This window comes from Bittarella massiliensis (ex Durand et al. 2017), assembly GCF_001486165.1.
Taxonomy (GTDB): Bacteria; Bacillota; Clostridia; order Oscillospirales; family Ruminococcaceae; genus Bittarella; species Bittarella massiliensis.
In genome coordinates this window covers 23,905-38,293 of sequence record NZ_LN908976.1, presented here as the reverse complement: position 1 = coordinate 38,293, position 14,389 = coordinate 23,905, and the positions used below count along the sequence as shown (strand labels likewise).

Annotated in this window: 13 protein-coding genes and 1 tRNA gene; 11 read left to right on the top strand and 3 right to left on the bottom strand. The window is 64.5% G+C overall.

All coding sequences use genetic code 11. The features are described from left to right. The first annotated feature begins 40 nt into the window (after nucleotides 1-40). From mraY to BN3266_RS03645, 11 genes are all read left to right on the top strand, one after another. Nucleotides 41-1,051: a phospho-N-acetylmuramoyl-pentapeptide-transferase gene (gene mraY, locus BN3266_RS03695; protein ID WP_021661170.1), complete on the top strand. Its 1,011-nt coding sequence runs from the start codon at nucleotides 41-43 to the stop codon at nucleotides 1,049-1,051. A 63-nt stretch (nucleotides 1,052-1,114) separates the two neighbouring features. Continuing rightward, nucleotides 1,115-2,287, top strand: a complete 1,173-nt coding sequence (gene ftsW / locus BN3266_RS03690; RefSeq protein WP_021661171.1) for a putative lipid II flippase FtsW — start codon at nucleotides 1,115-1,117, stop codon at nucleotides 2,285-2,287. A 142-nt stretch (nucleotides 2,288-2,429) separates the two neighbouring features. Then, nucleotides 2,430-3,551 (top strand): undecaprenyldiphospho-muramoylpentapeptide beta-N-acetylglucosaminyltransferase, encoded by a 1,122-nt coding sequence (murG, locus tag BN3266_RS03685; protein WP_059003898.1) that lies wholly within the window; start codon nucleotides 2,430-2,432, stop codon nucleotides 3,549-3,551. A 153-nt stretch (nucleotides 3,552-3,704) separates the two neighbouring features. Further along, nucleotides 3,705-4,946, top strand: coding sequence for a UDP-N-acetylglucosamine 1-carboxyvinyltransferase (locus BN3266_RS03680; protein WP_082671634.1), 1,242 nt, complete (start codon nucleotides 3,705-3,707; stop codon nucleotides 4,944-4,946). A gap of 3 nt (nucleotides 4,947-4,949) precedes the next feature. Then, nucleotides 4,950-5,990, top strand: coding sequence for a cell division protein FtsQ/DivIB (locus tag BN3266_RS03675; RefSeq protein ID WP_059003894.1), 1,041 nt, complete (start codon nucleotides 4,950-4,952; stop codon nucleotides 5,988-5,990). A 261-nt stretch (nucleotides 5,991-6,251) separates the two neighbouring features. After that, complete coding sequence (gene ftsZ, locus BN3266_RS03670) at nucleotides 6,252-7,316, top strand: cell division protein FtsZ (RefSeq protein ID WP_021658878.1); 1,065 nt, start codon at nucleotides 6,252-6,254, stop codon at nucleotides 7,314-7,316. Between the two features lie 138 nt (nucleotides 7,317-7,454). Further along, on the top strand, nucleotides 7,455-8,330 hold the full coding sequence (locus tag BN3266_RS03665; protein ID WP_021658877.1) for a hypothetical protein: 876 nt from the start codon (nucleotides 7,455-7,457) through the stop codon (nucleotides 8,328-8,330). Nucleotides 8,331-8,580: 250 nt separating this feature from the next. Beyond that, the gene (locus tag BN3266_RS03660) at nucleotides 8,581-9,060 is read left to right on the top strand and encodes a hypothetical protein (RefSeq protein WP_044992213.1); all 480 of its coding nucleotides are present in this window, start codon (nucleotides 8,581-8,583) and stop codon (nucleotides 9,058-9,060) included. 107 nt (nucleotides 9,061-9,167) lie between these two features. After that, complete coding sequence (locus BN3266_RS03655) at nucleotides 9,168-9,359, top strand: alpha/beta-type small acid-soluble spore protein (protein WP_059003892.1); 192 nt, start codon at nucleotides 9,168-9,170, stop codon at nucleotides 9,357-9,359. Nucleotides 9,360-9,553: 194 nt separating this feature from the next. Further along, a tRNA-Gln gene (locus BN3266_RS03650) sits at nucleotides 9,554-9,629 on the top strand. 156 nt (nucleotides 9,630-9,785) lie between these two features. Then, on the top strand, nucleotides 9,786-10,733 hold the full coding sequence (locus BN3266_RS03645; RefSeq protein WP_059003890.1) for a nucleoside hydrolase: 948 nt from the start codon (nucleotides 9,786-9,788) through the stop codon (nucleotides 10,731-10,733). A gap of 169 nt (nucleotides 10,734-10,902) precedes the next feature. Here the strand turns inward: BN3266_RS03645 and BN3266_RS03640 are convergent, their stop codons facing one another. The 3 genes from BN3266_RS03640 to BN3266_RS03630 form a co-directional block, all read right to left on the bottom strand. Then, nucleotides 10,903-12,537 carry a putative polysaccharide biosynthesis protein gene (locus BN3266_RS03640; protein WP_059003888.1) on the bottom strand — a complete coding sequence of 545 codons (1,635 nt, stop codon included), beginning with the start codon at nucleotides 12,535-12,537 and terminating at the stop codon, nucleotides 10,903-10,905. A gap of 162 nt (nucleotides 12,538-12,699) precedes the next feature. Next, a complete protein-coding gene (locus tag BN3266_RS03635; protein WP_059003886.1) occupies nucleotides 12,700-13,524 on the bottom strand; it encodes an MBL fold metallo-hydrolase in 825 nt (274 codons plus the stop codon). Between the two features lie 52 nt (nucleotides 13,525-13,576). Next, on the bottom strand, nucleotides 13,577-14,290 hold the full coding sequence (locus tag BN3266_RS03630) for a DUF2461 domain-containing protein (protein WP_059003884.1): 714 nt from the start codon (nucleotides 14,288-14,290) through the stop codon (nucleotides 13,577-13,579). Nucleotides 14,291-14,389: the final 99 nt, after the last annotated feature.

The following is a 14,389-nucleotide window of genomic DNA, read 5'->3' as shown; positions in this document are numbered from 1 at the left end:
AGGAGAAGGCGGCGCCCTGGGCGCTGCCGGGAGGGAAGCAATGAGTCAACTACCAGTGGTATTGGCGGCGGTGTCCGCCTTTGTCATCACCGCCGTCACCGGGTATTTTTTGATCCCCTTTTTAAAGCGGCTGCACTACGGCCAGACCATCAAGGAGATCGGCCCCACCTGGCACAAGGACAAGGGCGGCACCCCCACCATGGGGGGCATCATGTTCATCATCGGCATCGTGGTGGCCACCGCCCTGGGGGCCTGCACCCTGTTTTGGGGGGATAAGACCGCCCTGCAGACGGTGGGCGCCCAGCAGTGGAGCCGGCTGATCTACGGCATTTTGATGGCCCTGGGCTTTGGCTTTGTCGGCTTTTTGGACGACTACATCTCGGTGGTGAAAAAGCGCAACATGGGGCTGCGGGCGCGGGAGAAGTTCCTGCTGCAGCTGCTCATCGGCGCGGTCTACCTGATGGCCCTCTACTTCTCCGGCAGCCGCTCCACCGCCCTGCGCCTCCCCTTCTTCGGCGCGGTGGAACTGGGTTGGCTCTACTGGCCGGTGGCCCTCTTCATCATTGTGGGCACGGTCAACGCCGTCAACCTCACCGACGGCATCGACGGGCTCTCGGGCTCGGTGACCTTTGTGGTGGCTTTGGGCTTCCTGGTCCTCTCGGGGATTTTGGGCTATGCCGGGTTCACCCTGCTGGCTGCGGCGGTGGCCGGCGGCTGCATCGGCTACCTGCTCTACAACTTCCACCCCGCCAAGGTCTTTATGGGGGACACCGGCTCCCTCTTTTTGGGGGGCATCGTGGTGGCCATGGCCTTTGGCATCGGGCTGCCGGTGGTGCTGGTCTTCACCGGGATCGTCTACATCTGCGAGACCCTCTCGGACATCATCCAGATCGGCTGCTACAAGCTGACCCACAAGCGGGTCTTCAAGATGGCCCCCATCCACCACCACTTCGAGATGAGCGGGTGGAGCGAGGTCAAGATCGTGACGGTCTTTTCCCTGGTGGCCCTGGCCGGCTGCGTGCTGGCGGTCTTCTGGGTGCTGGGGATGTGAGAGAAAAGCGGACAGTGTGAGCGGCGGCGTTGCCCGCCGGTGTGAGAAATGGGGTGATCGCGGGTGAAAAAGCGGAACCGGGAACTGCGCAAGCAAATTCGCGAGGAGCGGGGGAGCGGTGGCCAGGCCGTCCGGAAATCCGGCCAGATGGACACCACCTTTTTGGTGTTGGTGCTGGTGCTGGTGATCTTTGGGCTGGTGATGCTGTTCTCGGCCAGCTACGCCTTTGCCTACTACAACTACGGCAACTCCTTTCACTTCATCCTCCGCCAGGGCATCTTCGCCGTGGGCGGGGTCACCATGATGCTGGCCATCTCCAAGATCGACTACCACATCTACGAGAAGTTCAGCTACATCCTCATCGGCCTCTCGGTGGTGCTTTTGATCGTGGTGCTCTTTATGGAGCCCCTCAACAACGCCCGCCGCTGGATCAACCTGGGCTTCACCACCTTTCAGCCCTCGGAGGTGGCCAAGTTCGCGGTCATCGTCCTCTTTGCCCACCTGATCAACGTCAACTACAAGCGGCTGCAGACCTTCCGCTACGGGGTGCTGCCCTTTATGGCGGTGCTGGCGGTCATCTGCGGGCTGATGGTGCTGGAGCCCCACCTGTCGGGCACCATCCTCATCGTCACCATCGGCTTCACCATGATGTTCATCGGCGGCACCGGCACCAAGTGGTTCGTCATGGGCGGGGTGGCCATCGTCGGCGCCCTGGCCTTCCTCCTCCTCTTCACCCCGCTGCTGGAACACGCCATCCCCCGGCTGGAGATGTGGCAAAACCCCTTCATCGACAAGCAGGGCGACGGCTGGCAGACGGTGCAGTCGCTGCTGGCCATCGGCTCGGGCGGGGTGTTCGGGCTGGGGCTGGGCAACTCCCGCCAGAAGCACCTCTACGTGCCGGAACCCCACAACGACTTCATCTTCTCCATCCTCTGCGAGGAGTTGGGGCTGGTGGGGGGGCTGATCGTCATCATCCTCTTCATCCTGCTGGTGGTGCGGGGCTTTGCCATCGCCATGAAGGCCAAGGACAAATTCGGCAGCATGCTGGCGCTGGGGCTGACCTTTCAGGTGGGGCTGCAGGCGCTGCTCAACATCGCCGTGGTCACCAACACCGTGCCCAACACCGGCATCTCCCTGCCCTTCTTCAGCTACGGGGGCACCTCGCTGTTGATGCTGCTGGGGGAGATGGGGATCGTCCTCTCGGTCTCCCGGCACGCCAACATCGAGAAAAAATAGCCGTTTGCCGCGAAAGGGGCGGCGGGCCCCGCTGTCCGGGGCCCGCCCAGCGCCTTTCGCGCTTTGGCATTTTCAAAGGCCCTTTTCACCGGGCCGCGAAAAGCCGCCGTCTGGGGCGGCAGAAAGTGGGGAAAGTGAAGCTATGCGCGTACTCTTAGCAGGCGGCGGCACCGCCGGGCACATCAACCCGGCCATCGCCATCGCCAACACCATCAAAAAGCACCACCCCGACGCCGAGATCGCCTTTGTGGGCAACAAGGGCTCGATGGAGGAGCGGCTGGTGGGCAGGGAGGGCTATCCCCTCTACACCATGAAGGTGCTGGGCTTCCGGCGCTCCTTCTCGCCGGGCAACATCGCCCACAACCTGCAGGCCCTGGGCTGCCTGGCGGCCTCGCCCGGCCGCTGCAAAGCGATCCTCAAGGACTTTGCCCCCGACCTGGTGGTGGGCACCGGTGGCTATGTGGCCGGCCCCATCCTGCAGGCGGCGGCCAAGCGGGGGATCAAGACGGCCATCCACGAGCAAAACGCCTTCCCCGGCATCACCAACAAGCTGCTGGCCAAAGAGGTGGACAAGGTCCTGCTGGCGGTGCCCGAGGCCCAGCGGTTTTTGCAGCCCAAGGGGGACTGCGTGGTCACCGGCAACCCCATCCGGGAGAGCGTGCTGCTGGCCATGCCGAAGGAGAGCCGGGCCCACTACCAGCTGGAGGGGAAGATCTGCATCCTCTCCTTCGGCGGCAGCCTGGGGGCCCGCCCCCTCAACGAGGTGGTGGCCGACTTGATGGCCTACACCCAGAAGCACTGCCCCAACGTCTGCCACATCCACGCCTACGGCGGGAGCGGGCGGGACGCCTTTGTCGCCCGGCTGCGGGCGGGCGGGGTCGAACTGCCCCGGGCGGGGCTGGACTGCCGGGAGTACATAGAGGACATGGACCGCTGCCTGGCGGCGGCGGACATCGTCATCTCCCGGGCAGGGGCCATCACCCTCTCGGAGATCGAGGCGGCGGGGAAGGCGGCCATCCTCATCCCCTCCCCCTACGTGGCCGAAAACCACCAGTTCAAAAACGCCCAGGTGCTGGAGCGGGCGGGCGCCGCCGCCATCATCGAGGAGAAGGACCTGACCGGCCCGGCCCTCATCGCAAAGGTGCGCTCCCTCATCGAGCACCCCGAGACCATCGAGGCCTGGGGCCGGGCCAGCAGCAAGCTGGCCATCGTCGACGCAAACGAGCGCATCTACCGGGAGCTGGCGGAGCTGCTGGCCCGGTAGCCCCCTGCCGCCACCCGCCGTTTTTGCCCCGCTTTTTGCGAAAAGGACCCGCCCAAACGGCGAAATCACACAAAATCCACCCCGGGCATACCCTGGTGCATACCCCCTGCAAGAGGGGGGACAGCACTGGCGGAAAGGGATGGTTTTGTGGCGATGTACCGATTGGAAGGGGGCCGCCCCCTGCGGGGAGAACTGGCCGTTCAGGGGTCGAAAAACAGCTGTCTGCCCATTTTGGCGGCAGCCCTTCTGGTGGGGGGGAAGGTGGTCCTCCACCGCTGTCCCGACCTGGCGGACACCCGCAGCATGGCGGCGATCCTCGAGTACCTGGGCTGCCGGGTCCTGCGGTCGGGAGGGGAGTGGGAGGTGGACACCTCCTGCGCCTTCTACCGGCCCCTCCCCGCGGCGCTCACCCACTCGCTGCGCTCCTCCTCCATCTTCATGGGGGCGCTGCTGGGCCGCTTTGGCCGGGTAAAGGCCGCCTACCCCGGCGGGTGCGATCTGGGCCGCCGCCCGCTGGACTACCACCTCTCCGGCTTTGAGCGGCTGGGGGCGGTCTGCCGGGCAAACGGCTCCATCGAGATCGAGGGGCCGCGGCTGACCGGGGCGGTCATCGAGCTGCCCTTCCCCAGCGTGGGGGCCACCCAAAACCTGCTGCTGGCGGCGGTGGCCGCCCAGGGGGAGACGGTCTTGCGCGGTGCGGCGCGGGAGCCGGAGGTGGTGGACCTGATCCAATTCCTCACCGCCTGCGGGGCCCAGATCGCGGGGATGGGGACCGGGGAGCTGAAGATCCAGGGGGGGCGGCCCCTCCACGGCTGCGAGTACACGGTGATGGTGGACCGCATCGCCGCCGCCACCTACCTCTGCATGGGCGCCCTCTGCGGGGGGGAGATCGCCCTCACCAACACCACCCCCATGACCCTCTACAACATCCTCCCCCTCTTTCAGAAGATGGGCTGCGAGCTGGCCCTGCGCTACGACCGGGTGGGCCTGCGCTCCACGGGGAAGCTGCGGGGGCTGGGTGGGCTGGTGACCGCCCCCCACCCGGGGCTGCCCACCGATATCCAGCCCCTGCTGACGGCGGTGCTGGCCGCCGCCCAGGGGGAGACCGAAATGAGAGAGACGGTCTTTGAAAACCGCTTTGCCTACCTGCCCCAGCTGCGCAAGCTGGGCGCCGAGGTGGAGCTCAAGAGCCCGAGGCTGGCCCGCATCCCCGGCGGCAGCCGCTACACCGGCGGGCGGGCCGAGGCAGTGGACCTGCGGGGGGGCGCGGCCCTCTGCATCGCCGCCCTGCGGGCAGGGCAGAGCGAGATCGGCGGCATCGAACACATCCTGCGGGGATATGAACAGTTGGACAGAGCCGTCCAGGCACTGGGCGGACGGATGGAAAAGGTTTAGCAGATGAAAAAGAAGCCAAAAAAACAGGTCAAAAAACAGGCACAGCGCCGGGACATCCCGCGCACCCACAACACCGGGTACACCGAAGAGGGCTTTTACCGGGCCGTCGCCATGACCCAGGAGGAGTTGGAGGAGCGGGAGCGGATCAAGCGGACAATCGCCCAAAAGCGGCAGAAGCGGCGCCGCAAAAAGGCGGCGTTCCGCTTTTTCCTGCTGTTTTGCTGCCTGCTGGTGGTGGGGGCGACGGTGGCCGTCTCCATCTTCTTCAAAATCGACACCATCCGCTTTGAGGGGGAGATCACCGCCTACACCGCCCAGCAGATCGAGGGCGGCTGCCCGGTGAGCGTTGGGGAAAACCTCTTTCGCTTCAAGGCGGGGGAGGTGCAGGAGGCCCTCTACCGCAAGTTCCCCCTCCTCGACGACATCCAGGTGGGACGCACCCTCCCCACCACCGTGACCATCACCGCCAAGGACGCGGTGGCCCGCACCGCTGTCAAGCAGGAGGGGGGCGGCTATACCCTCCTCTCCGAGTCGGGGCGGATCATGGCCAAAAACCAGGTCTCCCTGCCCGAGGGGGTCTACCTCATCTCCGGGGTCAAGGCCAAGCAGGGCGAACTGGGGGAGATGCTGCAGTTTGACGACCCGGACAAGCTCCCCCTGCTGGAGGAGATCCACCAGGCGGTGAGCGCGGTGGGGTTGGAAGGGCTGCAGTCGGTGGACCTCAGCGACACCCAGAACATCTCCCTGCGGGTCGGAAAGTACTTCCTGGTCAAGCTGGGGTCGGACTACCAGCTGGAGTACAAATTGCAGCTGGTGCACGAGATCATCGTGCAAAAGGACCTCTCCCCCGAGCCCACCATCCTCGACGCCTCCATCCCCGGCAAGGTGACGGCCAAGACCGGCACCGCCGCCGTGCAGGCGCTGGGGCGACGGCCCCGCTGCCGCCCACCCCCTTGCCCCTTCGGGCGGCTGGCCGACCCCCAGGACCTGCCTCTGCCGCCGGGGATCAGCGGCGGGTACACCCCTTCCCTTATACACATCTAGATGTGGATAAGAGACAGGAGGACACCGGCGAGGGGGGCGAGGGGGCCGCCCAGTGACTGGGGTGGCAAAAGAGACGAAAACCGGCGGCGGGCAGCCCGATTTCCTGTGTGAAAGTGTAAAAAACCCTTGCTATTTTTCGTGACATCTGTTAAATTTAAGAGTAGGTAAACATTTTTTTGAAAATGCCGTCACGGCGGAGATGAAAACCCTTTCACCCCGCGCTGTGCCTTGTGATACAAACATTTTAGGGGGACGAAAACAGTGAGCTTTATTCTCGATGACGATTTCGACCAGGTCGCTTCCATCCGCGTCGTTGGCGTGGGCGGCGGCGGCGGCAACGCCGTCAACCGGATGATCAACGACGGGATGAAGGGCGTGGAATTTATCTCTGTCAACACCGACCGCCAGGCGCTCAACCGCTCGGTGGCCACCCAGAAGATCCAGATCGGCGACAAGCTGACCCAGGGCCGCGGCGCCGGCGGCTTCCCCGAAAAGGGGCAGAAGGCAGCCGAGGAGAGCCGTGAGACCATCGCCTCCGCCCTCAAGGGCACCCAGATGGTGTTCATCGCCGCCGGGATGGGCGGCGGCACCGGCACCGGCGCCGCGCCGGTGGTGGCCGAAGTGGCAAAAGAGCAGGGCATCCTCACGGTGGGCATCGTCACCAAGCCCTTCCCCTTTGAGGGCAAGCGGCGGATGGAGCAGGCCGAAGAGGGGATCGCCGCCCTGCGCGAGCACGTCGACTCGCTGGTGGTCATCCCCAACGAGCGCCTCAGCCTCATCTCCGAGACCCCCATCACCCTCATCAACGCCTTTGCGGCGGCGGACAACGTCCTCAAACAGGGCGTGCAGTCCATCACCGACCTGATCAACGTCCCCGGCCTGGTCAACCTGGACTTCGCCGACGTCACCACCGTCATGAAGGACGCGGGGCTCGCCCACATGGGCGTCGGCCGCGCCAGCGGGAAGGACAAGGCTGTCGACGCGGCGGCTGCCGCCATCTCCAGCCCCCTGCTGGAGACCTCGATCTCCGGGGCCAAGGGGGTCATCATCAACATCACCGCCTCCCCCGACATCAGCCTGGACGAGGTGTCCATCGCCTCCAACGAGATCACCAAGGCCGCCGACCCCAACGCCACCATCATCTGGGGCGCCGCCTTTGACGAGAGCTACCAGGACGAGATGCAGATCACCGTCATCGCCACCGGCTTTGACGAGAAGAACAAGGCCGATTTCGGCATTCCCGACTACACCTTCAAGTCCCGGGACGACTCGATGGAAGAGGACATCGACTCCATCATGAACATCTTCAAAAACAAGGGCAACTGATCGTCGCCCCTGCGAGAGCGGGAACCGGCCCCGAGAGGGAACGGTTCCCTTTTTGCTGCCTGCGGGGGTAATTCGATTGTTTTTTGAGGGCGGGCGTGGTATACTGGCAACATCGAAACCGAGCAGAGGGTGGGTGTCATGGACGGATTGTTTAAGAGCGCGATCGGCGGCTTCCGCAAGGCGGATGTGCTGGCCTATATCGAGCAGCTCAACGCCGAAAACCAAAAGGCCAGCAGCGAGCTGCTGAGCCGCATCGACGAGCTGGAGGGGGAGACCCACACCCTGCGCGACGAAAACGCCGCCCTGCGGGAGCGGATCGACAGCCTGGACGGGCTGTTGGAGCAGGAGAGGGAGGGCGCCAAAGAACTGGGGGAAAAGGTGGTCTTTCTCAACTCCCAGATCAACGCCCAGCGGGACAAGCTCAGCCGCAGCGACCTGGAGATCCATGGTCTCCACTCCGAGCGGGACGAGCTGCAGGAGATGGTGCGCCAGTACCAGGAGAAGCTCAAAGGCTATGAGGAGCGCCAGGGCGAAATTTCGGGCGCTCTGGTGGAGGCCAAGCGGATGGCCGCCGACCTGGTGCGCCAGGGCAAGCGCCAGGGCCGGGAGGAGCGGGACCGGGCCCTGGCGGAGCTGGAGTCCCTCTCCCGGGAGATGGGCCAGCTGGGGGACCAGGTGGCCGGGTTGAGCGAGACCCTGCGGACGGCCGCGGCGCAGATGCAGGGCAACCTCCGCCGGATGGAGGACACCGTCGAACTCTACCAGCTGCGGCTGGAGGAGATGCGCGGCCAGCTCAGCGGCGGCAAGCTCCCCGCCATCGCCCCCGCTGTCGCCCCGCCGCCCCCCAAAGAGGCGCCTCCCGCCCCTGCCAAAGGGGAGGAGCCCCTGCCCAAAAAGGCGGCGCCGGTCCAGCCGGAACCGCCCCTCTGCCGGGAGCGCCCCGTCTTGGTGAGCACCGGCGGCCAGGCGGGCGGGCTGCTCAAGACCATTGCCAAGCTGCTGGGCGGCCGCTGACAGGCAAACGGGGGAGGACTGCATGCCCCCTTTGCAATTTGCGCGCGCCAAAGCAATCAAATCGCTCAAACGAGAGATCGCCTCTGGGAGGCGGTCTCTTTTTTTTGCGCAAAAGTGTGGCGGCGGCAAATCCTGGGCAGAATAAGGGGGAATGGCCGCCGGACGGCGGCAGAAAAGGCAAAGTGGTGATGAGCGATTGATCCCGATTCTGTTTTTGGGGCCAAGTGGGGACAGAAGGATCCCCCGGGCGGTGGAAAAGCTCCTCTTTCGGGGGGAAGCCCTCCTCTGCCGCAGCGGGCAGACCGCTGTATTTTCCCGGGAAGGGCGGACGTACGGCCTGTTTGAGAGCGAGGGCTGGGACGCCCTGCGCTGGCGGCAGAGCCTGGTGGTCATCAAAGAGGGGGCGAGGGGCGCACCCCTCCCGCCCAACGCCCTTGCCGGCGGCTTTGTGGTGCGGCAGGAAGACGCTCCCTGGCTCCACCAGACGGGGGAGGTGCGGGGGCAGGTCGTCAGCTGTGGCATGTCCCTGCGGGACACCCTCACCTATTCCAGCTGCCAGGACGGCCAGCCGGTGGTGAGCCTGCTGCGGCCCATCCACGGCCCCTTCGGGCGGCTGGCCGACCCCCAGGACCTGCCTCTGCCGCCGGGGATCAGCGGCGGGTACACCCTGTTGGCGGCGGCGGCCGTCTCCCTCTTCCTCGGGCTCCCGCCGTCGTCAAACACCCTTTAAAATGCAGAAAAAGATGAGAAAACATTTCCAGTTATAGTGTTGGCGGGTGCGGCCATACTACTATTGCAAACGCAAATAACATCTATTTTTTAAGGAGTGTATGTATCATGTCTAGCAATAAAATTGTTGTTCCCGAAGCTCGCGAAGCGATGGACAAGTTCAAAATGGAAGCTGCCAACGAGGTTGGCGTGAACCTGAAACAGGGCTACAACGGCGACCTGACCTCCAAGCAGGCCGGTTCCGTGGGCGGCCAGATGGTCAAAAAGATGATCGAAGCTTACGAGAACTCCGCGAAGTAACTTCGCCTCTCGCTTTTTTCTCTCGCAGGGAGCGCCCCGCCAATCGGCGGGGCGCTTTTCCCGTGGGCGGAGGGAAGAGAGGGAGTTGCTTTACCACCTTTTTTTGCGAGGAAAAAATAAAAAAGAAATGCAAAAACAGGTTGACTTTTCCCTTTTTTGGGGTATAATAAATACTGCTGACGCCAAGAAAATATTGGGGTATCGCCAAGCGGTAAGGCAACGGACTCTGACTCCGTCATTCCGAAGGTTCGAATCCTTCTACCCCAGCCAGCAAAGGTCCACATCGATCGATGTGGACCTTTTTTCTTTTGAAAAAGCGGCTGCCATGCCCCTGCGGTTTTCCAATCAACAGGTCTTTTGTCCTTTGCCCACCCGCTGTCATCTGGTATGATGGAGACAAGACTAAATTGTTTGGAGGCGATCCCTGTGACGCGCATTCCCGTGCTCATCGACTGCGACCCCGGTGTGGACGACGCCTTTGCCTTGGCCCTCGCCCAGAGCTGCCCCCATTTTGACATCCGGGCCATCACGGCGGTCTACGGCAACATGCCCTTGAAGAAGACCCTCTACAACGCCCGCGCCCTCAACGAGGTGCTGGCCATCGGCGCCCAGGTGGCGGCGGGGGCCAAAGAGCCCTTTTTTAAGAAATACGACCGGGGCGACGACTATGTGAGCCCGATCCACGGCAGCACCGGCATCGCCAGCATCCTCCTGCCGGAGGGCCGCCAGCCCCTGGATGAGGACGAGGCCTGCGACGTCATCTACCGCGAGGCGGTGCGGGCGGAGGGCGAACTGCTCCTCTTTGCCGTCGGCCCCCTGACCAACGTGGCCAAGGCCCTGATGCGCTATCCCGACCTGCCGGGCCTCATCTCCCGCTTCTACATCATGGGCGGCGGCATTGAGATGGGCAACCAGAGCCCCTATGCCGAGGCAAACATCTTTAAAGACCCCACCGCCGCCCGCATCTGCTTTGAAAAGCTGCCCACCCACATGGTGGGGCTCAACGCCACCTGTGACGGCGCCCTGAGCGAGGCGGATCTGGACGAACTCATCGCCGCCTGCGGCGACGGCCCCAAGGCCGCGCTGCTCAAGGAGCTCTTCGCCTATTCCCGCCACAATGCCTTTGTCAAAGGGCAGGATTCCAACATCATCCACGACGCCATCGCCGTGGCCTGGGCGATGGACGGCGCCGTCTGCGGCGGGGAAGAGCGCCATGTCTGGGTGCGGGACGATGCCGGTGACCGGGACGGCGAGACGGTGGCGGACCCCGCAGGAGTGGCCCCCGCCAATACCTGGGTGGCCATGACCACCGACACCGCCCGCTATAAGGGGCTCTTGCTGCAGATGTGCCGGTACTACCGGGAGATGGAGTAGCGTTGTCCGACGCTTGAAAGTCTGCAAAATCCCCATCCACCACCCGCATGGGGGGCCGCAGTTGTCGAGGTAAAAAAGACCGTCTTTCAGACGATCCCGATCCACCCGCCTGTGTGGGGTGTGAGCAAAAAAAGTGTTGTCCGATCGGACAGCACTTTTTTAGTTGCGTTTATTTCAGCAATCCCAACCGGCCTGCCAGGGTGGCGATGGTGCGGCCCAGGGGGAGCTCGTAGAGCTCTTTTTTGGAGAAGCACCGCAGGGCCAGCACCAACACAAAGTAGCAGCCGACGGCCAGCAGGATGGCCACCAGGGTGCAGACCAGGTTGCTCTTGACCAGCAGGTGCAGCAGGTGGTACCCGCCCCAGGCCACAAGCCCCATGAGGGCGGAGGAGAGGAGGGGGGCCAGGAAGATTTTTTTCAGGTTCTGCCGGTGGGGGAGGCGGGCCCGCAAAAACCGCCAGTTGAGCAGGCAGGTGGTCATGGGGAAGGTGATGTTGCCAATGACCAGGGCGTACACCCCCAGGTCGGTGAACCAGAGCAGCCCCAAAATCAACACCAGGTGGATGGCCAGGGCGATGGCGGAGTGCTTGACCGGGGTGCGCATAAAGCCCAACCCCTGCAAGATGGCGCTGGTGATGGTGGAAAGGACGTAGAAGACCGCGGCCGAGGACCCCACCTCCAGCAGGTGTACCGCCAGATCCCGGTAGGTGACCAGGCTGGGGAAGAGCAGGGTGATGATCGGCCGGGCCAACACCGCCAGCCCCACCGCGCAGGGCAGGACGATGACCGTGTTGAACTTGATCACCGAATCGGCCTTGCGGCAGACTTCGCGGTGGTCCCCCAGGGTCTGGGAGGCGACGATGCTGGGGATGACCGAGGCCGCCATGGCCGAGGCGATGGCCACCGGCACGTTGATGAGCAGCACGTACTGGGAGTTGAAGACCCCCTGCAGCGAGCTGACGGCGGTGGCGGCCATCCCCTTGGCCTGCATGATGTTGCCGAAAATCAGGTCGTCGGCGGTGTTCCCCAGCTGATAGACCGTCTGGCTGAGGATCACCGGGAGGATGGTCAGCAGCAGGATGCGAAAGACCTGACCGCCGCTCTCCTCCACCTCGGTGCGGTCACGGCGGATCTGGCGCATGACGGTGGGCCGGTAGAGGGCGTAGACGACGACCAGCAGCAGTAGGGCGGTGGCGGCGCCGGCCAGGGTGCCCACCGTTCCCCCCGCCGCCCCGCGCGAAGCTGTCTGCGAGAGGCTGGGGCTGGAGGTGACAAAGGCGTAGGCCGCCCACACGCTCACCACCGCGTTGACGATCTGCTCAAAGATCTGCGAGAGGGCGGTGGGCATCATGGTGCCCCGCCCCTGGAAGAAGCCGCGCAGGGTGCCCACCATCGACATGATGAAGGTGGTGACCGCCAACACCCTCAGGGGGGCGGCCAGCCCGTCCCTGGCGTAGAGGTTTTCCAGCCAGCCGGCGCCGAAGTAGAGGACCAGGGAGACGGCGGTGCTGGTGGCCAGCCCCAACAGGAGGGTCTTTTGAAAGACATTGTGGGCGTTGCGGTACTGCTTTTGAACGATCCGCTGGCTCACCAACCGGGAGAGGGCCAGCGGCAGGGCGTAGGACGAGAGGGTGAGGGCAATGTTGTAGATGCCGAAGGCCACCGAATAGATGCCGTTTCCGTCTTCCCCCAGGATGTTGGCCATGGGGATGCGGTAGACCATTCCGATGAGGCGGACCAAAATCCCGGCCACCGCCAGGATGGTCCCCTGTACCAGAAAGTTCTGCTTTCGTTTGGATGCCATGGGCTTCCCCCTTTTACCGGCGGCCGGGGCAGACGGGCTGCCCCCTGGGAAAATGCGGTTTGGCCGCCAAAAGTTCCTATCTAGTTTACCACAAAACGCCGCCCATTTCTCGGGTTTTCTGAAATTCCGAGACCGCGCCTCTGCCGGGCTGCCGGCGAGGGATCACAGGGCGAGGCGCTGCCCCACATGCAGGGGGAACAGGCGGTCGCCCAACGCCCCCTGCAGCCCGGCAAAGGGACCTTCCCCGGTGCAGTGACAGGTGTAGTAGCGGGTGTGGGGGTAGGCGGCCAGGGCCCGCCCTACCGCCTGCACTTCCGGCGCTCCGGCGGCCTGGCCGCTGCGGGGGCTGGTCAGGTGAAAGCCGCTCACCACCGCGTCCGGGGCCCGCCCCAGGTGCTGGGCGCAGCAGGACACGATGTTTTCGATCCCCCGGTGGGCGCAGCCCGAGAGGAGAAGGGCGGTCCCCCCCTCCTGCACCAGCAGGTACTGCTCGTGCAAGAAGGGATCGGGGCCCAAAACACCGTCCTCTTCCAACAGCAGGTTTCGATTGGTGGAGGGCCAGTGCTCCCGCCGACATAAGTCGGAAAAGAGGAGCAGACCCTCTGCGGGGCGCTCCTGCGCGCCGGTGAACACCAGCCGGGGGGAGGTGGCGAGGGCGGGGTCGGGCCCGATGGGCCGACAGCCGTCGCCGGAGCGGGAGAAGAGGGGGGCAAAGCACCCCTCCCGCAGGTAGACGGAGGCGCGGGCGTTGCCCGCCAAAAAGGTGGGCAGTCCGCCGCTGTGGTCGTCGTGCCCGTGGGAGAGAAAGGCCATCTCCACCGACGACAGGTCGATCCCCAACGTCCGGGCGTTTTCCCAGAAGAGGCCGCTGGCCCCCATGTCGAAGAGGAGGCGGCGGCCGCCGGCCTCCAAATAGATGCTCAAGCCGTGTTCAGCGCCCAAAAACGGGCTGTCTGAGCGGTTTTCCGACAGGATGGTGAGGACCATTTGCCAACCTCCCTTTCTGCGCCTCTGGGGCGGATCGTGGGCCGGGCTGCCGCTACTGGCGCTGTGCGCCGTCCAGGGCGGCCAACCGCTGCTGCTCCAACTTGGCGGCCTTGAGCAGGAAGCGGTAGACGGGGGCCAGTTGGAGCAGCTCCCCCTCCAGAAAGGCCGCCAACCGGTCGGAGAAGAGCAGCTCAAAGTCTTTGCTGAAGGCGTTGAAGCCGATGTTGCGGCGCTCCAGCCACTGGCGCTCCGTGGCCGGGCGGTCGGGGTAGTGGGGGCGCTTGTAGAAATCGCCGTCCATCTCGTACTGTTTGCACTTGGCGAGGGATCTCTGCGCCCGGCGGTAGTCGGGGTCGCCCTCCAAAATCAGGCCGCGCAGGGTATTCATATACCCGGTGGAGGCGGCGTAGAACCCGCAGCCGTAGCCAAAGCCGCTCCCCGACAGGTCGAAGTAGAAGCCGGGGTAGTCGGTCCCGTGCATCCGCCCGCCCCGCTTGAAGATGATCCACATGTTGTCCCGGTAGAGGGAGGGGTCGTGGGTGTAGCGGGTGTCCCGCCAGATGCGGCAGATGGTGCGGTCCACCTTGGGCTCACACCCCAGCTCCCCGTCGATGGAGAGCATGCTGGGGGTCAGGGCCACCACCAGTTGGCGCAGCGGCTCCAAAACGCTCTTGCGGTAGCGGTCGTGGTGCTCGGCAAACCACTCCCGGCTGTCGTGCATTCGGTTTTCAAATAAGAAGTCCAGGGTGTCGGCGGAAAAGGGCATGAAAAAGACCTCCTGCTCTGCGGACCGCCCGGCGGCCGCACGATTTCACAGCAACAGGATACCACGAATCGGGGAAAAAGTCGAATGTTGGGGCCTGGT